A 17738-nucleotide genomic window follows, 5' to 3' on the forward strand; every position below is an offset into this window, starting at 1 on the left:
GGTTCGAGTTAAGCGCATCGTACTGATCGCGGTCAATCCGGGGCTTCATATTGAGACATGTTGAGCAATTCGGATTTCGACCATCAGGTCATCGTCGCACCCGACCCTCGAGAAGATGTTGAGCAATTCGAGGTTCGGGTCCGAATGAGGCACGCCGAGGGCGTTGCGCGTCCGGAGCTCGTGGGCGGTACGCACCCGAGGCCCGGGATGCTGCTCGCTTGGTGGCTGGCCCTAAGGGTGCCCCGGCGACGATTCGCACGGCCCGCGCCCTCTTCGGCATTGCCCTCGACGTCGAAGCGGGGGAGACTGAGGGTCTACGCACTCATTTGAAAGGTCCGGGTGGATCATGGACGTTCCGAACACCATTCCCGCTGAACTCGACCACCTCATCATCACGGTTCCCGACCTGGAAGCCGGGGTCGCCGCCGTCGAGGAAGCCACCGGTCTGCGTGCTGTCTCCGGCGGTTCGCACACGGGGATGGGGACCGCGAACTTCCTGCTCGGTCTCGCCCCCGCGCACTGGCCGGACGGTGCCCGCACCTACCTCGAGATCCTCGGGCCCGACCCGCAGCAGGAACCGCCCGCTGATGGGACGCTCCCGCTCGACGCGCACCTGTCCACGGGGCTGACCCTGCAGACCTGGGCCATCCACCCGCGGGCCTTCCTCGCAAAGATCGCGGCCGCGAACTCCGCCGGAATCGACTTCGGCGAGGTCAAGGACATGGCCCGCGACACCGCTGACGGCGACCGCCTCGAATGGCGACTGACCACCCGCTCCCCGCTCCCGCACGCAGGTGCGCAGCCGTTCCTCATCGACTGGGCCGAGTCGGTTCACCCCGCCGAGGCGGCCCTGCCCACCCTCGAACTCCTCGAGTTCCATGTGGAATCCCCGGAACCCGAGGCGGCCCGGCAGGTGCTCGAGGTGCTCGGAGCCGGCGACGCCGAAGTTCTTGAAGGACCAGAGTGCCGCCTGCGGGCGAAGCTGCGCGGCCCCGGCGGTGTCCTCGAGTTCTGATTTCGCCGAAACACAAGCGGAGCGCCGAGACACAAGCCGGGCGTCGAAACTCAAGCCGGGCGTCGAGACACGGGATGAGCGCCGAAGCACTGCCGCGTGCACGCGTGTTTCGGCACTCAACCTGTTTCTCGACGAGGCGGCGGCTAGACTCGCATGCGTGCTCAGTCGAAACCGCCTCGCCTCCCGCTCGCACCTACGCGCCCTGACCTCCCTTGCCGCTGTCTCGCTGCTCATCGGTTTGAGCGGTTGTGCGCCCGCCGCAGACGAGGAGACCCGGCCGACCCCGAAGGCAGCCGAGACTGCCGTGGCATCGCCCGGCCCGAGTGACCAGACAAGCGGCCAGGCGAGCGACGACCCGACGGAGTCGCCTGCGCCGACCGAAACCGCGAACGTCGATGACGCCGGCGCGGCAGGAGTCAGCGAAGACGACATCGACGCTCACGGCAGCGGGAAATGGGATCGACCGGCCGAAGAGACCGGACTCAACCGCGACGGAGGCAAGACCTTCAAGGTTGCACTGCGCGTCGAAGACAACCTGCCCATCGACGTCGACGAAGCCGGCGACTTCATCATCAGGACCCTCCAGGACGAGCGCGGCTGGCAGGACATCGACGATGTCTCCATCGAACTCGTCGACGAGGGGCAGGACACGATGATCTCCATCGCCAGCCCCGACACCGTCGACGAAATGTGCCTGCCACTGCGCACCCTGGGCAAACTCTCGTGCCGCAACGGACCCAATGTCATCCTCAACGCCAAACGCTGGGTCGCGGCCACCGAGGAGTTCGATGACATCGTCCAGTATCGGCAGTACCTCATCAATCACGAGGTCGGACATGCACTGGGCCATGGTCACGAGTCCTGTCCCGGCCCCGGGGAGGCCGCACCGCTCATGCAGCAGCAGACCAAAGGTCTGCAGGGCTGCGAACCCAATGGATGGCCCTCGAAAGGCTGAGTGCGTCTGAGGCTGTGCTGCCGCTCCGTGGTGAAGGCGACTGCCGCTCCGTCCGACCGTCCGACCGTCCGACCGCGTCCGCTCCACCCGGCCGCCAGCCCCTCATCGGGGCCGTGGCGGCGTGTGACGGCGACCTCAGATTCGCGCGGGAATAACTGCAGCGGATCTCCTGTTGATTGAGTCGTATACGCTCAACTCTGAAAGAGGAGGTCGGCTTTGGCCACATTCTTCGGACCCGCAGGTTCGGGTGGAGACTCATTCGACGAGTTCCTCGCCCGCTTCCTCCAGGGACAGAACGGAGCCCGCCGCGGGCGAGCCGTCGACATCAACCGCCTGCTGAGCAAGCGCAGCCACGAAGTCATCGAGGCCGCCGCCGAATTCGCCGGCAGGCACGGACAGTCCGAGGTCGACGCACTCCACATCCTCCGCACGATGGTCGATTCCGAACCGGGAATCTCCGCCGTGCGGCAGGCAGGTGCTGACCCCGAGGCCATCGCTCACAGCATCGAAGAGCGCCTTCCGGCGAGTACCGACACCGAGGTGGAATCCACACCGACGCTGACCGGTTCGGCCCAGCGGGCGCTGCTCGACGCCTACCAGGTGGCCCGCGCCTTCGGCTCGACCTACATCGACCCGGAGCACATCTTCTTCGCCTTCGTGCTCAACCAGGAGATGCCTGCGGGCCGCATCCTCTCCCAGGCCGGAGTCACCCAGGCGGCCCTGCAGGCAGGAGCCGAAGCAGCCGAGGCCGCAGGCATGCACCCCGGTCAGGAAGCCGACGGTGAGGACGGGCAGGGATCGGTGCTGGAGAAGTACGGCACCGACCTCACGGCGCTCGCCGCCGAAGGCCGCCTCGACCCGGTCATCGGCCGTGCCCACGAGATCGAACAGACCATTGAGATCCTCGCCCGCCGGACGAAGAACAACCCCGTCCTCCTCGGCGAGGCCGGCGTCGGCAAGACCGCGATCGCCGAAGGCCTCGCACGTGCCATCCACTCCGGCGATGTGCCCAAGCAGCTGCACGGCAAACGCATCATCTCCCTCGACATGCCCGGAATGCTCGCGGGCACCCGCTACCGAGGCGACTTCGAAGAACGACTGACCGGGGCGCTGAATGAGATCGCCGAGGACGGAGACATGATCGTCTTCGTCGATGAACTCCACACCCTCGTCGGCGCCGGCGGCAACGGCGAAGCGAATTCGATGGATGCCGGCAACATCCTCAAACCGCGACTGGCGCGCGGCGATCTGCACATGATCGGCGCGACCACGCTCAAGGAATACCGCACGATCGAGAAGGATTCAGCTCTCGAACGCCGATTCCAGCCGGTGACCGTGGGCGAACCGAGCGTCGCCGATGCCGTGACCATCCTCGACGGACTCAAGGACCGCTACGCCGAATTCCACGAGGTCACCTACACCGACGAGGCGGTCCGGGCCGCCGTCGAACTCTCCAACCGCTACATCACCGACCGGTTCCTTCCGGACAAGGCCATCGACCTCATCGACCAGGCCGGTGCCCGGATGTCGCTCAAGCGCGGACCTGGTGTCGACATCGACGCCCTCAAGCTCAAGCTCTCCGAGCTCGAGGCGGAGAAGAAATCCGCGATCGAGGTCGAGGACTACGAACGCGCCGGACGCCTGCGCGATGAGACCACCGAGGTGGCCGCCCGGATCGACACCGCGGAGAACCCGGGTGCCGACGCCGCGAAGACCGTTGCCGCCGAGGCGATCATCGACGACCAGGAGATCGCCCAGGTGGTCTCCCGTGCCACCGGAATCCCGGCGGCCCGGATGACGCAGAGTCAGAAGGTGCGCCTGGCGAACATGGAGGACGTCCTCCACGATCGTGTAGTCGGGCAGGACGAAGCGGTGACCGCGGTGTCACGCGCCATCCGCCGCAGCCAGACCGGGATGAGCGACCCCAACCGGCCGATCGGCAGCTTCCTGTTCCTCGGCCCCACCGGTGTCGGCAAGACCGAACTGGCCAAGGCGCTCGCACAGACCCTGTTCGATGACGCATCCGCGATGATCCGCTTCGACATGAGTGAGTTCGGCGAACGCCACACCGTGTCCCGTCTCGTCGGTGCCCCTCCCGGCTACGTCGGCTACGACGAGGCCGGGCAGCTCACCGAGCAGGTCCGCCGCCGCCCGTACTCGGTCATCCTTCTCGACGAGGTCGAGAAGGCCCACCCGGATGCGTTCAACCTGCTGCTGCAGGTCCTCGACGACGGACGGCTGACCGACGGTCAGGGTCGGACGGTCGACTTCCGCAACACCGTCATCATCATGACGAGCAACCTCGGTTCGGAGTTCATGTCCGGCACTCCGCTGGGCTTCGCCTCTGGTGCCGCCGAGGATGCGGAGAAGGACCTCAAGGCCAAGGTCATGGGTCGGCTCAAGGAGTTCATGCGTCCGGAGTTCATCAACCGCATCGACGACACCGTGATGTTCTCCCGTCTCGATCGTGAGCAGCTCCACGCCATCGTGGGCCATCAGCTCGAGGCTTCACGGCAGCGTCTCGAGGCTCAGGGCATCGGTCTCGATGTCTCGCCCGAGGCTCTCGACTGGCTCGCCGACGCCGGGTATGAGCCCGAATTCGGTGCCCGTCCGCTGCGCCGGGTGATCCAGCGCGAGCTTGATGACCGGATCGCCGATCTCCTCGTCACCGAGGCGGTTGGCGACGGTGGCCGGATCCGCGCCACCGTCGTCGACGGGGATCTCACGGTCACGCCCGAGGCCCGACAGGAGGTCATCACCGCCTGATCGCCGAGGCGGTCGTGCACCGACCGTCGAACCGAAGAGCCCGAGGTAGGAGGATCGCAGGTCCTTCACCCCGGGCTCTTCGTCTGCCGCGCGAATCACTGCGCCGCATAATGCGCGGTGCAGCACGAAGCGCTGCACCGCACCGCTGAGCCCGACGTACGTTCTCAGCTCTTCACCGGCTGTTCCTCGTTTGCGCCGAGGAGACGGTTGAGGACGAGTCGTTCGCACAGCGTCCACGTGGTCGTCGTCGCCAGGTAGAGAGCGGCAGCCAAGGGGACGAAGAGCGCGATCACTGCGGTGATGAAGGGCATGAAGCTCAGGGTCTTCATCACTCCCGACAGGTCCGGCATCGCCGGGGACTCGTGGCCTGATCGGGCCGGGGGAGCTGCGGGAGTCTCCGGGGCGGCGGGGGTGAGCAGGTGGCGGGAGAAGCCGGCGACGACGCCGATGAGCACGACGAGGATGAGGTAGACGGTGATCGCCGAACCGGTCAGGTCTCCGGCGCCGAGCAGCTTGACGAAGCTCGTGCTCAGGGGCAGTCCGAGGAACGTGTGTCCGAGCAGCTCATTGGTGTGCCCGCCGATCGTCGCGTTGATGAATAGTCCGTAGACGGCCATGAGCACGGGCATCTGTGCGAGCACCGGCAGGCACCCGGCGAAGGGGGAGGCGTTCTCCTCCTTGTACAGCTCCATGAGCTTCTGCTGCTTGAGCTCGGGCTGCTTCTTGTACTTCGTCTGGAGCTCGCTGATCTTCGGTGCGAGCCGTTTGCGGGTGATCCCGGCTTTGACCTGGGAGACTCCGACGGGGATGAGCACCGCCCGCACCAGAAGGGTGAGCACGATGACGGCCAGTGCTGCGCTGAAGCCGCCGGCTAAGGGTTCGAGGAAGGAGCTGATGCCGGTGACCACGGTGTATGCGGCTTCGACGAGCAGGCGGATGGGGAGGAATTCATAGATATTCATCTGGGCTGTGTCCTAGGGACTGGGCGCACTGCGGCGCGGGTGAGTTGGGCCGAATGAGGCCATCACCGTGACGAGGCAGGAGGACACTTCGCGGACGGATGCACCGTCGGTCGGGGAGATTCCCCGCGCCGAGGCGGCACGCGGGTTCCGTGCGAAGGGCACCCGGGTCCCGTGCGAAACGACACCCTGGCCCCGTGCGAAACGGCACCCGGGTCCCGTGCGACAGCGCGGGGGAAGCGTCGTTCAGGCGATGGCGTGAACGACGCCGGTCGGTGCTCTGGCCAAAGCCGTACCCGGAGTGCCGGGTTCTTCGGGCATCCGGAACTCGCGCACACTGCTGCGCATGTCCGGCAGCGACGGTGGACGCGTCGACAGCGACAGCACGCGCAGCAGAGCGATGCTCGCCCAGGCAGCGATCGGCGTCAGCAGGGCCGCGCCGAGGAGAGCCAGAACGATGAGATGAATGGGGGATTGGGGAACGACCGAGTCGAGATCGGAAGACAGCACGACGACGAGCAGCTGCAGAGTCAGCCACATATTCGCCATCATCTCGTCCCCTTTCCTGTGCGTCGATGCTAGCACGCGAGCCCGCGTGGCGGTCTCAGTCCTGCGCGTCGGCGGCGAGGTCCGGATCTCGGGCGAGACGCACGAGCGCGGCCGCGAACCCGGCGAGGTCCTCTTCGTCGACCAATGCGGCCAGCTTCTCGTCCTGCTCAGGCAGACCGGCCGTCTTCGCGCCCTTGCGGACGAGCGGGTCGAAGGCGGGCCTGACCGAGGGCCAGACCTGCTGGACCTCTCGGAGGAAGATGGACGCCCCGGTCGGACCGATCCCGGTGAATTCCTGCAGGAGCTTCGCAATCCGGCGAGGCTGCCCCTCGGCCTCATCGCGCAGCTTCCGCAGGTCCCCGTCCCAGCGGTCGATGAGCAGACCGGCGGCCTCGGACAGACGGGTGGCGGTGCTCTCGTCGTACCGCCGATAACCGCCGCGCCCGAGCGCATCGACTCGCTGTTGCCACGTGCTCGCGTGCAGGCTCTGCGGAGTTCTCCACTTCGCCGAGAACAGTTCGCGCGCGCTCGCGAGGGCGATGCCAGAGCTGATGCGCGTCGACAGGAGCAGGCTGAGGACGAGCAGCTGCCACAGCGGGGCCGGCTTGTCCCGGAGAGTGATCGAGGCCTCCGCGGCGAAGGTGCGACCGTGCCCATCGAGGAGGCGGCCGGCCCGATCTCGCTGTGTACTCATGCGGCCGATCCTATGTCCGAGCCCGGTCGAAGAGTCAAGGGTCGCCGGAGCCTCAGCTGCCGGTGTTCGTCCGCTCACAGCGGCACCGTCCCGCTTCCAGCGGATTTGTGCCCGCTACGCCGTCGCCAGGTCGCACAGTTGAGGCATGCACACACGATCCGCAACCAGCCCACCGATGTTCTCCGACGCCGACGAGTCTCCGCCGACGACCACGATCCCCGAATCCCAGCGCATGCTCTACGCCTACCGATCCGTCGTCTTCAACGGAGAGCTGCGCGACGAGAGCGGAATGGAGATCATCTCCCGCCTCGTCCTCCTCTCCGCCGAGGATCCGCGTTCCGATATCCACCTGTGGATCAATTCTCCGGGCGGATCCGTGCCGATGATGCATGCGATCGCCGACACCATCGCCGCCCTGCCCAATGATGTGGTCACGATCGCCTTCGGGTGGGCCGCCTCGGCGGGGCAGTTCGTGCTCAGCATGGGCACGACAGGGAAACGTCTCGCCCTGCCTCACGCTCGTATCCTCCTCCACCAAGGCTCGGGTGGGATCGGCGGAGCCGCCGCCGACATCGAACTCCAAGGCGACGACCTCCGAGAGGTCCGGGACTCCGTCCTGCAACGGATCGCCGAGGCGACCGGGAAGACGCACGAACGCATCTTCGAAGACTCACTGCGGGACCGGTGGTTCACCGCCGAGGAGGCGATCGAGTACGGACTCATCGACCGGGTCCTCACTTCCCCGGCCGACCTGCATGCCCAGATCGGAGGAGGGCGATGAGCCAGTACACGATTCCCAATGTCGTCGACCGCTCCGGGGGCAGCGAGAAGATCGTCGACGTCTACTCGCATCTGCTCGGAAACCGCATCGTCTACCTCGGCGTGCCCATCGACGACGGAGTGGCGAACACGATCATTGCGCAGCTGCTCCACCTCGATTCGGGCAGCCGGGATCTGCCGATCAGCATGTACATCAACTCCCCGGGCGGGTCACTGACCGCGATGACTGCGATCTTCGACGCCATGCACCACATCGGCGCGCCCGTGGCCACCACCTGCGTCGGGCAGGCGGTCGCGGATGCGGCAGTGCTCCTGGCCGCAGGAGAGCCCGGTCAGCGGGCGATGCTCGCACATGCCCGCGCAGTGCTGCGTCAGCCGCATGCCGAAGGTGCACGGGGCACGATTCCCGACCTCATCGTCGCCGCAGACGAGATCGTCCGACAGCGCCGAGAAGTCGAAGAGATGCTCGCCGGCAGCACAGGGCGGACCCCGGAGCAGATCCACCGTGACTTCGATCGCGACCTCGTCCTCGACGCCCAGGCGGCACGGGACTTCGGACTCGTCGACGTCATCCTCTGACTCCCTGCTCCCGCCGAGGTGGTCGGAAGTACTCCCCGAGGATGACGACGGCGTCGGGTGCAATGATCGTACGCATCGGCACTGCGGTCGTCTCACCTGCGATCTTCTTCGCGGCGAGGCGGCCGGGACCGCGCGCGGCCGCACTGGCAGGACTTGTCCTCCTCGACATCATCACCCTCAACCGACGCCGGTGGCGGCAGGCCGGGGGACCGCCGTGGGCGTATGCGGCACGAGAGGGGACGAGGAGCGCCGAGGCGACCCTGGCGCAGCGTTTCGCCGAAGGTGACATCGAGGAAGCCGAATACCGCGCCCGCCTCGAGGCGCTGCGGGCGAATCGGCTCGAGGCCGGCAACGGCTGAGTCGTTCAGGCGGCCAGAGCGAGCCGCACCTGACCCGCCGCCGGCGGCGAGGGTGCGGCTCGCGTCATATCGGCGGCGGAGAGGAGCGTGGTCGCGGAGACTCCGGAGGTCATGCCGACAGCCGCGAGCACGAGGATCTGCGGCAGCTGCAATCCGAGGACCGCTGCGACGGCCTCGATGACCTCCGACGACGGGTCCTTGAGTCCGCGTTCGATCTCGGAGAGGAACTGGGTCGAGACCCCGGACCGTTCAGAGACCTGTGCCAGGGTGAGACCCATGTCGGTGCGGCGCAGTCGGAGTGCGCGGCCGAGCGCCTCACGCCACAGCAGCGGCGGGGTCGGACTGTGCGGGAGCATGTGGGTCATGTGGTGAGCCTACGATCTGCAGGGCCGCCTCGGCGAGAGCTTCTGCTCTCAGCAGAGAAGGAACTTCGACGTGAAGTGACTCACAGGCATTGCGGAATCGGCAGCCAGTTAAGTTAGGCTGTCCTACGTTAATGTCGAGGAGTCGCATCAGGCTCCGACCACTGTCGAAAGGACAGGAATGTCAGTTCCTCACAGCCGCCGGGCCGTCATCGCCGGAGCGCTCGTTGCGCTCTCGCTCACCGCCACCGCCTGCGGACAGGGATCGCAGTCCGCGGAGGAATCCGGATCTGCCGATTTCGAGACCGTGACGATCAAGCACGCGCTGGGGGAGGCGGTCATCGAGTCCGAGCCCGAACGCGTCGTCACCCTCGGCCAGGGATCGACGGAGACCGCGATCGCGTTGGGCAAGACTCCGGTCGGTATGGAGGAATATGCCTGGGGCAGCGACGACACGGGGTACATGCCGTGGATCTATGAAGCCGTGAAGGAAAAAGGAGAGGAGCTGCCCAAGCAGTTCCAGGGCGACACGGAACTCGACGTCGAGGCCATCGCCGAACTCGAACCCGATGTCATCCTCGCCCCCTGGTCGGGTGTGACCGCTGAGCAGTACAAGCAGCTCGATGACATCGCCCCGACCGTGGCCTACCCGAAGCAGCCGTGGACGATTGAATGGGATGAGCAGATCACGACGATCGGGAAAGCGCTCGGTCAGGAAGAGGAGTCCGAGGGCCTCGTCGACGACATCAAAACCCAGCTGAAAGAGGCCAAGCGGGACGAGTACAAGGACCTCACGTTCTCCTACGTCTACAACTCGGGGCCCGGCACACTCGGTGTCTTCTATCCCTCCGAGCAGCGCGTGGCGATGGTCTCCGCGCTCGGATTGACCCCGGACCCGGTCATCGACGAGCTGAAGAAGGACTACGACGAACCGGGCACGGACTCGGCACTCATCGGTCTGGAGAATGCCGACAAGCTCAACGACTCGGACCTCATCTTCACGTTCTACTCCGATGCGAAGAACAAGAAGGAAGTGGAGTCCCAGGGACTGTACGCAAACATTCCCGCCGTCAAATCCGGCGCCGTCGTGGCATCAGAGGACCAGGCCTTCGTCACCGGGTCCTCGATCATCAACCCGCTCACCGTCCCGTGGACTCTCGAGCGCTACGTGCCGATGATCGACAAGGCAGTGAAGAAGCTCGACAAGTAGAACAGGGGGCCGGCCGGGAAGCTGGGCGTGCTCAGTCGAGCGCGCTCAGCTTCTGCCAGTCTTTCCAGCTGTAGACCCAGTCGGAGATGTCGCTGTCCTGAGTCGACAGGCTCACGTGGGAGCCGGTGATCTCGACGGGGTCGCCGAAGATCGCCGAATCGAAGTACTGCTTCGCCCGTTGGGTCGAGAGGTTGATGCAGCCGTGGGAGACGTTCTGCGAACCTTGGACGCCGGTCGACCAGGGGGCGGCATGGATGAATTCGCCGTTGTTGTGGATGCGCACGGCCCACTGCACATCGGTCTCATAGTCCCACTGCTCTGACTTCATCGTGTAGTCGGCGGCCTTCGACATCACCACGTGGGTGCCGTTGTACGACGGAGATTTCGGGGCGCCGAGGGACGCGGGGAAGTCCATCACCTCTTTGCCGTCACGGGTGACGACCATGCGGTGGGTCTTCGCGCTTGCCTCGACGACCTGTTTGCGGCCGATCTCGAAATCGAGGGTGAGGTCGTTCTGCCCCACGCTGTTCTCGCCCGTGGGCACATTCTTCAGCGGCACGTCGACGGAGACCTTCGAATGGGCGGGCCAGAACTCCTTCGGGCGGAAGTGCAGTCGGGACTGCGGATCGTCGTACAGCCATCCCCAGGACCCTTCGACCTTGCGCTCCTTGCCGTCCTTGTCGGTGACCTTCACCGAGAGTCTGCGTTCCACATCGTCGCGGAAGTCTTCGGACACGGTGGAGCCGAAGCTGAGGATGATGGGGGCGGCGACGCCGACCGTCTGATCGTCGGCGAGCGTCGTGCGCACCGACATCGGCGCGGCGGTGGTGGCACCGACGGCCACCGTGGTCTTGAGCTCGGCTTCGTCCCCGTCTGGTGTGGTGGCGGTGGCCTCCACGGTGTACTCGCTGTCGGCGACGAGATCATAGCGGGAGATCCAGGCGGCAGACTCTGCAGGGGCGGTGACCGCCTCGGCGCCGTCCTTGTCTTTGGTCTCGCCCGAGGCGGCCTCGGATGAGGAGCTGTCGCTCGGTTCGGAAGACGTGGACGTCGGGGTCGAAGAGCCCGCCTGCGCATCGTCATCGGTGTCGAGGGCGGTGCCGGAGACGTCGAAGAAGGTGCCCGGGTCGGCGGTGATGCGGGGGTGCTCCTGCTCGGTGACGGAGACGTCGGTGAGGGTGGCGTTCTCGACGGCGATGCCGATGCGCTGCCCGGCCTCGAGATCGAGCTCGTCACCGGATTCGACGACCTCTCCGAAAGCGTCGCCGGTCGGGATGGCTGCCGGTGCTGATGCGCTCGGGGCCGCGGTGGATGTCGCATCATCGGTGGGCGGGGAAGACGGGGCCGCCTCGGCGGCGGTCTCGGCCGAGTCGTTCGTGATGGCACCGACGCGGAAGACGGGATCGGCGGCTGCCTCGGCGGTCTTCGCATCTTTGCGAGTCGCGTCGGGGTCGGAGCTCGACGGCGTGCACGCCGTGAGCAGGGCAAGCACCGAAAAGGCGGCAATAGCCCCTTGGATCTTCTTGGGCAACAGGGAACCTCGTTCGAACACAGGGATGAGAGCTGCGAACAATGGTAATGAAGTGAAATCACGAAAGTATTAACGAAAGCGCTTCTCAACCCTGGAAATAGGCGACCGCGGGGCATTGTCGGCGGGACTGACCTGGGCCGACGGGGGAAAAGGGGAGTTGTGAAATTGTGATCTTCAGGCAAAAAGGACTCCCCGTGCACCCGCCAGAGCTCGCTTACCCTTGCTGCCTTCCGGCCCTGGGGGAGTTCACAAGATGACGCCGCACGGGGAGCCAGCGACCAGTCTAGTCGAGAGCGACCTCGGCACACAAAACGAGTGGGCGGGGCCAGAAGCTCGCGAGGCAGCGGGACCTGCCGTGGGCAGGGTTCTTCACCCGCAGGACGTGGGATGGTTCACACTCGGCCACTGCGATTTCGCATTGTCGTCACGACTCGGATAAGCTGGCTCGCGGAGGATTCGCCTAGTGGCCTATGGCGCTCGCCTGGAACGCGGGTTGGGTTAACGCCCTCAGGGGTTCGAATCCCCTATCCTCCGCCAGAGAAGTCCCGGATCGTCGACACGACGGTCCGGGACTTCTGCGTTGCAGAGACTGCCGGCTCGCATGTCGGCCGGTCCGGCTTCGGCCGCCCAGGGCAGGGTCAGGCTGCCTGGCACACCGGGCACCAGAACAGGTTCCGGCCGGCGATCGTGGTCGTGAGTATCGGGCTGCCGCAGATCCAGCAGGGCTGATTCTGACGCCGGTAGACATACACCTCACCGCCGTGGTCGTCCTCGCGCGGAGGCCTGCCCATCGCCTCCGGCTCATGTTCGGGTCGGACGGTGTCGATGCGACCGCGCCGACGACCGATCTCCATGAGTTCGACGGTGTCGTGCCAGATCGCTTCCGCACGCTCACGTCCGAGCGATTTGCCCGGAGTGAGCGGATCGATGCCGAGGCGGAACAGCACCTCGGCGCGGAAGATGTTCCCCGTTCCCGCGATCACGGACTGGTCCATGAGCAGAGTGGCCACGGTCGAGCGTGACCTGAGCACTCTGTCGATGAATCTCTGGGGATCGGCATCGGCGCGCAGTGGGTCGGGCCCGAGTCGGTCGATGACGGCAGCGACCTCGGGAGGGTCGAGCAGCGCACAGGTGTTCGGCCCGCGCAGATCGGCCGTGTTCACTCCGTCGGTGATCCTCCACCTGACCTGTCCGACGACCTCGGGCTCGCCGGGCAGCAACCGCATCGTGCCGTAGATTCCGAGGTGGATGTGGACCCGGGCGTCGGTGGAGGCGAACCCGATGAAGAGATGCTTCCCCCAGGCGTCGGCACTCTCGAGCGCATCGCCATCGAGCAGATGGGCACCGGTGAAGCGTCCCTGCGGAGTGGACGAGGAGAGGCGATGGCCGGAGAAGAGATCGACGAGGTCGCTGGCCAGATTGTGGATCACGTGGCCTTCCGGCATAGCTGTGCTCTCCTTCGTCCGAGCGGGCGCGGTCCCGATTCATGCCGCGCTGGTGTCTCCGGCCAGCATATGATGCCGCACTGTCGACGACAGACGGGAGGCTCCCGGACGGATCGTCCGGGAGCCTCCCGTGGGTCCGGCGTGCTCAGCGGCTCGCCGCGGTGGTCAGTGCTGCACCGTGCGGTGCTGACGCAATCAGCTCAACTTCTCGGCGATCGCGGCGTTGAAGGCCTCGAGATCACCGGGGTTGCGGGAAGTGATGAGATTGCCGTCGACGACGACCTCGGAGTCCTCCCACTGTGCACCGGCGTTGATGAGGTCCGTCTTCGTCGAGATGAAGGAGGTGAGCTTCCGCCCTTCGGCCACCCCCGCCTCGGCGAGGATCCATGGTGCGTGGCAGATCGCGGCCACCGGTTTGTCGGCGGCGAAGAACGCCTTGACCAAAGCGACGGCGTCCTCGTTCAGGCGCAGGGCGTCGGCGTTGAGGGTTCCGCCGGGCAGCACGAGCGCGTCGAAGTCCTCGACAGCGGCCTCGGCGACCGGAACGTCGACGTCGAAGGTCTGTGCATGCTCCCAATCGCCTTCCATCGCCTGCAGCGTTGCCTCGGAGGGAGAGACAATGGACGTCGTCGCTCCGGCGTCGTCGAGGGCCGTGCGAGGGCTGGTCAGTTCGACCTGCTCGACGCCGCGGGTCAGCAGGAATGCGATCTTCTTGTCGGAGATGGCCATGATGGTGCTCCTTAACTGTTGTGGATTCTGTCTGTTGGGATGATTGTCGTCGTGGTTGTCGTGCTGGTCGGTGGTGCGAGCGATGCCCGGCGACTCAGCGGAGGTGAGCCCGCTGCTCATCGGTCAGCGGCTTCGCGGGGAAGCGCAGCAGGACCTTGCCGGCCGGGTGGGCGGTGAGCAGGTGCCGGTAGGCGTCCTGGACCTCATCGACGTCGAAGACTCGGTCGATGGGCACGTGGATATGGCCGTAGGCGATCGCCTCACCGAGCCAGACCATGTCGTCTCGGCGAGCCGTGGCCTCACCCGCGATGCTCACCCCGTACGTCTCCGCGACGGTGGGACCGGCACCGATCGAGACGATGCGCTCGGCCGGGACGCCGGCGTCGAGCAGGCCGGCGACCTCGTCCTCGCCCTGGGTCGAATACGCGGCCTGGATTCCGTTCGGAGCGAGTGTGCGGACGTTGTCCCACATGCCCTCTCCGTAGGTCACGGGTTCGACGCCGAGGCTGCGCAGAAGGGCGTGATTGCCCTGACTGGCGCTGCCGATGACGCGCGCGCCGAGGTTGCGGGCGAGCTGGGCGACGATGATGCCGACGCCGCCGGAGGCCCCGGAGACGAAGAGCGTGTCGCCCTCGTTGAGGCCCAGGTCGCGGATCCCGGACATCGCGGTGCGCCCCGTGATGTAGAGACCGCCGGCAGTGTCGATCCCGAGGCCGCGCGGGACCCGATCGAGACGGTCTGCGGGATCCTCGATGAGCAGCTGCCCGGTCTGTGCCTGCTTCGGCAGCCCGCCGTAGACGAGGTCGCCGGGCGCGAAGTCCTCGACGCCGGAGCCGACCTCGGCGACGACACCGGAGAAGTCGACGCCGTTGCCCGAGCTGCCCTCGACGGTGCCGAAGCGACCGCCCTGGAGCATCTTCCAGTCCAGTGGGTTGAGTCCGGTGTAGAGGACGGAGACGAGGACGTGTCCGCGGCCGACCTCGGGGGTGGCCACCTCGGCGAGGTGAAGCTGATCGATGCCGCCGTTGGAGGTGTATTGGACCCGTCTTGTCATGCTGTGCTCCTGATCGGTTGACGAATCGGTGCGGTTGACGAATCGGTGCGCGGATCCCGGCCAGTGCCGACGCCCACAGCAGGGATAACGATGAAGGAGGCGAACTTGTTCCATCTCAGGAATGACCGCACTCCCCGGACCGGGCCGGCCAGGGGAGTGCGGTGGGGATGCGAGGTGCTCGAAACGAGCGGATCGCGGGACGCTCGAGGGGAGCGGTTCGGGGAGGCTCAGATATTCGGGAACTCGAGGCTGTAGCCGATGCCGGACTGCGACGCCGAGGTGATCTTCACCGTGCCGTAGTGGTTCTTGCCGGCTGCCGTGACGGTGCAGTTCTGCGAGCCTCGGCGGGCGGTGATCCGCAGGTCCGCGTAGCAGTCGACCGTGTCGACCGTGGTGCCCTGCTCGGCGTAGGCGTGCTTGATGTCCTTCTCGAGCGCATCCGCGGGGATCCTGCCATTGCCGTCCAGGTCGAGTTCGACTCCCTCTTCACCGATCCGCGGACCCTGGTAGTCCTCGCCCGCGGCGCTGCCGCCCGAGGACGACGATCCGCTCGAGGTGGAGGAATCACTCGCCGAGGATGAGCTGCTCGAATCCGTGGATCCGCTGCTGCTCGTGGTTCCATTCGCAGCCGATCCGCTCGATGATGTCCCGTTCGAGGTCGACCCGTCGGCAGCGGAGTCAGACGTCGAGGTGGACGAGGAGTGAGACTCCGAAGTCGGTTCCTCGGCGGCCTGGGTGGTGTCCGTCTCGGGGTTCTGCGCGTCCTCGGACTGTGCGGGCTGGCCCTGCTGTTCCTGGCCCTGACCTTCGGGCCCGAACGAGATGTGCATATCGCAGGCCGAGAGCGACAGGGTCGCTGCGAGGGCTCCGGCGACGGTGATGGTCTTGAGGAGTGTCTGGGTCTTCATGTCGGCTCCTGGACTCGTGGTGAAGAGGTGTCGGTGCTGCGTACATGACAAGCCTCTCAGCGCGGGTCGGCGGTCAGGGGACGGTTCGTGTTCGCATCCGGTGACGCATGTTCCAGGTCGGACACATCGGCCTATTCTGGAGTGGGATTCCGACACGGTGAGAGATTCTTCGCAGCCGATGTCGAAAACCCTCGTCCGGCTGCTTCCCAGTCATGTCAGCGAGCACAGCCCGTGCAAGCGACACCGGAGAAGGAGACACAATGGCCAAGTACCTCATGCTCAAGCACTACCGGATGCCGAGCGAATACATGGACTACACCCCCATGGATCAGTGGAGTCCGGCGGAGATCGACGCGCACGTGGCGTATATGAACGACTTCGCGCAGCGGCTCAGGGACTCCGGAGAATTCGTCGACTCCCAGGCGCTGTCACCCGAGGGGACCTTCGTCCGCTCCGGGGGAGAGGGCCGGCCACCGGTCACCGACGGGCCGTTCCCCGAGACCAAGGACCTCATCGCCGGTTGGATGGTCATCGACGTCGACGGCTGGGACCGCGCCGTCGAACTGGCCGGTGAGCTCTCGGCCGCGCCGGGGCTCGGCGGCGAACCGATCCGGGAGTGGCTCGAACTCCGGCCCTTCCTCGGACAGTCGCCGACCGTGACGGAATGACCCCATGACCGCCGCGGGAGCCTTCGACGAGGAGGGGCTGCGAGAGCTCGTCCCCGCAGTGATCGGCATCCTCCGCGGCCGGGGAGCAGATTTCCCGGCCGCCGAGGAGCGCTGCTTCAAGCATTGTCCGCATGGCCGGACGATCCTCCCCGCGACCGGCGCGGGTGGCTTGTGACCGTGGCCTGGCGGAAGTTCCTTGACGCTGTGCGCTCCGAGACGGCGCGCACGCGGCGCGAGCAGCGGTTCGTCGTCGAGCAACCGGCTCGAGTGTCTGGCCCGTCTGAGCATGTGACCAGCGCTGATGACACTCTGGCGCTCTACTTTCTCTGCTCTCACCCGGACCTGTCTCCCGCCTCCGCCGTCGCAGTGACCCTCCGCGCTGTGGGCGGACTGACGACGCGGCAGATCGCCGCGGCCTATCTGGTTCCCGAGGCGACGATGGCGCAGCGGATCAGCCGCGCCAAGCGCATCATCGCCGACCGCGGACTCGACCGACCCGGCGATCTGTCGTCGGTCCTCCGCGTCCTCTACCTCGTGTTCAACGAGGGCCACTCCGGCGATATCGATCTCGCTTCCGAGGCCATCCGCCTCACCCGAACCCTGTTGACGATGACACACCATCCCGAGGCGTCCGGTCTGCTGGCTCTCATGCTGCTGCACCATGCCCGACGCGCCTCCCGGTTCGATGCCGAGGGCAGACTCATCGCGCTGGCCGAGCAGGACCGATCACTGTGGGACACGGACCTCATCGGCGAAGGCATCATGCTCCTGGGCGCTGCGTTGGCTCGCGACCAGCTCGGCGAATTCCAGGTGCAGGCCGCGATCGCAGCCCTGCACGCGGATGCGCAGCGGGTCGAGGACACCGATTGGGGGCAGATCGTCGATTGGTACGACGAACTCCTCGAACTGACCGACACTCCGATCGTCCGCCTCAACCGGGCTGTCGCGGTGGGTGAGGCCCGCGGCCCCGCTGCGGGACTGGCCCTGCTGCGTGAACTCGACGAGGATCTTCCCCGCCGCCAGGCCGTCGAAGCGCATCTGCGCGAACGCTCCGGTGATCTCCGTCGGGCTGCTGAGCTCTACGTCCGAGCCGCCGACCGGGCCGGCAGCTCCGCTGAACGGGACCATCTGCTGCGATGTTCGGCTCGGCTTCACGACGCACGCTGAGCCGACGC

Annotated in this window: 19 protein-coding genes, 1 tRNA gene and 1 other RNA gene; 11 read left to right on the forward strand and 10 right to left on the reverse strand. The window is 66.3% G+C overall.

Features of this window, described 5'->3' with window-relative positions; translation table 11 throughout:
- Positions 1–346: 346 nt before the first annotated feature.
- The 3 genes from ACPUD7_RS04865 (at position 347) to ACPUD7_RS04875 (ending at position 4736) form a co-directional block, all read left to right on the forward strand.
- Positions 347–1015: a VOC family protein gene (locus tag ACPUD7_RS04865; protein ID WP_425119312.1), complete on the forward strand. Its 669-nt coding sequence runs from the start codon at positions 347–349 to the stop codon at positions 1013–1015.
- Positions 1016–1172: 157 nt separating this feature from the next.
- Complete coding sequence (locus ACPUD7_RS04870; protein WP_135537326.1) at positions 1173–1970, forward strand: DUF3152 domain-containing protein; 798 nt, start codon at positions 1173–1175, stop codon at positions 1968–1970.
- 216 nt (positions 1971–2186) lie between these two features.
- The gene (locus ACPUD7_RS04875) at positions 2187–4736 is read left to right on the forward strand and encodes an ATP-dependent Clp protease ATP-binding subunit (RefSeq protein WP_425119313.1); all 2550 of its coding nucleotides are present in this window, start codon (positions 2187–2189) and stop codon (positions 4734–4736) included.
- Positions 4737–4900: 164 nt separating this feature from the next.
- Here the strand turns inward: ACPUD7_RS04875 and ACPUD7_RS04880 are convergent, their stop codons facing one another.
- The 3 genes from ACPUD7_RS04880 to ACPUD7_RS04890 form a co-directional block, all read right to left on the reverse strand.
- Entirely contained in the window at positions 4901–5698 is a 798-nt protein-coding gene (locus ACPUD7_RS04880; protein WP_135537324.1) for a YidC/Oxa1 family membrane protein insertase, read from the reverse strand.
- 243 nt (positions 5699–5941) lie between these two features.
- Entirely contained in the window at positions 5942–6247 is a 306-nt protein-coding gene (locus ACPUD7_RS04885) for a hypothetical protein (protein WP_135537323.1), read from the reverse strand.
- Between the two features lie 52 nt (positions 6248–6299).
- A complete protein-coding gene (locus ACPUD7_RS04890; RefSeq protein WP_135537322.1) occupies positions 6300–6938 on the reverse strand; it encodes an endonuclease in 639 nt (212 codons plus the stop codon).
- 145 nt (positions 6939–7083) lie between these two features.
- On the opposite strand from ACPUD7_RS04890, the gene ACPUD7_RS04895 reads away from it, so the two are divergent.
- The 3 genes from ACPUD7_RS04895 (at position 7084) to ACPUD7_RS04905 (ending at position 8656) form a co-directional block, all read left to right on the forward strand.
- The gene (locus ACPUD7_RS04895; protein ID WP_205683266.1) at positions 7084–7719 is read left to right on the forward strand and encodes a ClpP family protease; all 636 of its coding nucleotides are present in this window, start codon (positions 7084–7086) and stop codon (positions 7717–7719) included.
- The gene (locus ACPUD7_RS04900) at positions 7716–8297 is read left to right on the forward strand and encodes a ClpP family protease (RefSeq protein WP_135537321.1); all 582 of its coding nucleotides are present in this window, start codon (positions 7716–7718) and stop codon (positions 8295–8297) included. The genes ACPUD7_RS04895 and ACPUD7_RS04900 overlap by 4 nt, the downstream gene beginning before the upstream one ends.
- A 62-nt stretch (positions 8298–8359) precedes the next feature.
- Complete coding sequence (locus ACPUD7_RS04905) at positions 8360–8656, forward strand: hypothetical protein (RefSeq protein ID WP_425119314.1); 297 nt, start codon at positions 8360–8362, stop codon at positions 8654–8656.
- A gap of 5 nt (positions 8657–8661) precedes the next feature.
- Here ACPUD7_RS04905 and ACPUD7_RS04910 read toward each other — a convergent pair whose 3' ends face one another.
- A complete protein-coding gene (locus tag ACPUD7_RS04910; protein ID WP_167854311.1) occupies positions 8662–9021 on the reverse strand; it encodes a helix-turn-helix domain-containing protein in 360 nt (119 codons plus the stop codon).
- A 178-nt stretch (positions 9022–9199) separates the two neighbouring features.
- Between ACPUD7_RS04910 and ACPUD7_RS04915 the strand changes: the two genes are divergently transcribed.
- Entirely contained in the window at positions 9200–10228 is a 1029-nt protein-coding gene (locus ACPUD7_RS04915; RefSeq protein WP_135537319.1) for an iron-siderophore ABC transporter substrate-binding protein, read from the forward strand.
- 31 nt (positions 10229–10259) lie between these two features.
- Here the strand turns inward: ACPUD7_RS04915 and ACPUD7_RS04920 are convergent, their stop codons facing one another.
- Positions 10260–11759, reverse strand: a complete 1500-nt coding sequence (locus tag ACPUD7_RS04920; protein ID WP_425119315.1) for an Ig-like domain-containing protein — start codon at positions 11757–11759, stop codon at positions 10260–10262.
- Positions 11760–11939: 180 nt separating this feature from the next.
- An RNA gene (gene ffs / locus ACPUD7_RS04925) (signal recognition particle sRNA small type) lies at positions 11940–12035 on the reverse strand.
- 173 nt (positions 12036–12208) lie between these two features.
- Between ffs and ACPUD7_RS04930 the strand changes: the two genes are divergently transcribed.
- Positions 12209–12296 (forward strand) — tRNA-Ser (locus tag ACPUD7_RS04930).
- Positions 12297–12397: 101 nt separating this feature from the next.
- On the opposite strand, the gene ACPUD7_RS04935 is transcribed toward ACPUD7_RS04930, so the two are convergent.
- From ACPUD7_RS04935 to ACPUD7_RS04950, 4 genes are all read right to left on the reverse strand, one after another.
- On the reverse strand, positions 12398–13204 hold the full coding sequence (locus tag ACPUD7_RS04935; RefSeq protein WP_135810842.1) for an Fpg/Nei family DNA glycosylase: 807 nt from the start codon (positions 13202–13204) through the stop codon (positions 12398–12400).
- A 195-nt stretch (positions 13205–13399) separates the two neighbouring features.
- Positions 13400–13933, reverse strand: coding sequence for a type 1 glutamine amidotransferase domain-containing protein (locus ACPUD7_RS04940; RefSeq protein WP_135537317.1), 534 nt, complete (start codon positions 13931–13933; stop codon positions 13400–13402).
- A 94-nt stretch (positions 13934–14027) separates the two neighbouring features.
- Positions 14028–14987, reverse strand: coding sequence for an NADP-dependent oxidoreductase (locus ACPUD7_RS04945; RefSeq protein ID WP_425119316.1), 960 nt, complete (start codon positions 14985–14987; stop codon positions 14028–14030).
- Between the two features lie 227 nt (positions 14988–15214).
- Positions 15215–15895, reverse strand: coding sequence for a hypothetical protein (locus ACPUD7_RS04950; RefSeq protein WP_135537315.1), 681 nt, complete (start codon positions 15893–15895; stop codon positions 15215–15217).
- Between the two features lie 260 nt (positions 15896–16155).
- On the opposite strand from ACPUD7_RS04950, the gene ACPUD7_RS04955 reads away from it, so the two are divergent.
- The 3 genes from ACPUD7_RS04955 (at position 16156) to ACPUD7_RS04965 (ending at position 17730) form a co-directional block, all read left to right on the forward strand.
- Entirely contained in the window at positions 16156–16563 is a 408-nt protein-coding gene (locus tag ACPUD7_RS04955) for a YciI family protein (protein WP_135537314.1), read from the forward strand.
- Between the two features lie 4 nt (positions 16564–16567).
- Entirely contained in the window at positions 16568–16738 is a 171-nt protein-coding gene (locus ACPUD7_RS04960) for a hypothetical protein (protein ID WP_346763066.1), read from the forward strand.
- Positions 16739–16851: 113 nt separating this feature from the next.
- Positions 16852–17730: an RNA polymerase sigma factor gene (locus ACPUD7_RS04965; RefSeq protein ID WP_346763065.1), complete on the forward strand. Its 879-nt coding sequence runs from the start codon at positions 16852–16854 to the stop codon at positions 17728–17730.
- Positions 17731–17738: the final 8 nt, after the last annotated feature.

Origin of the sequence: Brevibacterium sp. FAM 24630 (genome assembly GCF_049804075.1) — a bacterium.
Lineage (GTDB): Bacteria > Actinomycetota > Actinomycetes > Actinomycetales > Brevibacteriaceae > Brevibacterium.

Bases quoted from the DNA above. Each gene is read 5' to 3' on its own strand.
- ACPUD7_RS04865 (WP_425119312.1), top strand. From the start codon at position 347: ATGGACGTTCCGAACACCATTCCCGCTGAACTCGACCACCTCATCATC.
- ACPUD7_RS04880 (WP_135537324.1), bottom strand. From the start codon at position 5,698: ATGAATATCTATGAATTCCTCCCCATCCGCCTGCTCGTCGAAGCCGCA.
- ACPUD7_RS04885 (WP_135537323.1), bottom strand. From the start codon at position 6,247: ATGATGGCGAATATGTGGCTGACTCTGCAGCTGCTCGTCGTCGTGCTG.
- ACPUD7_RS04890 (WP_135537322.1), bottom strand. From the start codon at position 6,938: ATGAGTACACAGCGAGATCGGGCCGGCCGCCTCCTCGATGGGCACGGT.
- ACPUD7_RS04895 (WP_205683266.1), top strand. From the start codon at position 7,084: ATGCACACACGATCCGCAACCAGCCCACCGATGTTCTCCGACGCCGAC.
- ACPUD7_RS04900 (WP_135537321.1), top strand. From the start codon at position 7,716: ATGAGCCAGTACACGATTCCCAATGTCGTCGACCGCTCCGGGGGCAGC.
- ACPUD7_RS04905 (WP_425119314.1), top strand. From the start codon at position 8,360: ATGATCGTACGCATCGGCACTGCGGTCGTCTCACCTGCGATCTTCTTC.
- ACPUD7_RS04910 (WP_167854311.1), bottom strand. From the start codon at position 9,021: ATGACCCACATGCTCCCGCACAGTCCGACCCCGCCGCTGCTGTGGCGT.
- ACPUD7_RS04915 (WP_135537319.1), top strand. From the start codon at position 9,200: ATGTCAGTTCCTCACAGCCGCCGGGCCGTCATCGCCGGAGCGCTCGTT.
- ACPUD7_RS04935 (WP_135810842.1), bottom strand. From the start codon at position 13,204: ATGCCGGAAGGCCACGTGATCCACAATCTGGCCAGCGACCTCGTCGAT.
- ACPUD7_RS04940 (WP_135537317.1), bottom strand. From the start codon at position 13,933: ATGGCCATCTCCGACAAGAAGATCGCATTCCTGCTGACCCGCGGCGTC.
- ACPUD7_RS04945 (WP_425119316.1), bottom strand. From the start codon at position 14,987: ATGACAAGACGGGTCCAATACACCTCCAACGGCGGCATCGATCAGCTT.
- ACPUD7_RS04950 (WP_135537315.1), bottom strand. From the start codon at position 15,895: ATGAAGACCCAGACACTCCTCAAGACCATCACCGTCGCCGGAGCCCTC.
- ACPUD7_RS04955 (WP_135537314.1), top strand. From the start codon at position 16,156: ATGGCCAAGTACCTCATGCTCAAGCACTACCGGATGCCGAGCGAATAC.
- ACPUD7_RS04960 (WP_346763066.1), top strand. From the start codon at position 16,568: ATGACCGCCGCGGGAGCCTTCGACGAGGAGGGGCTGCGAGAGCTCGTC.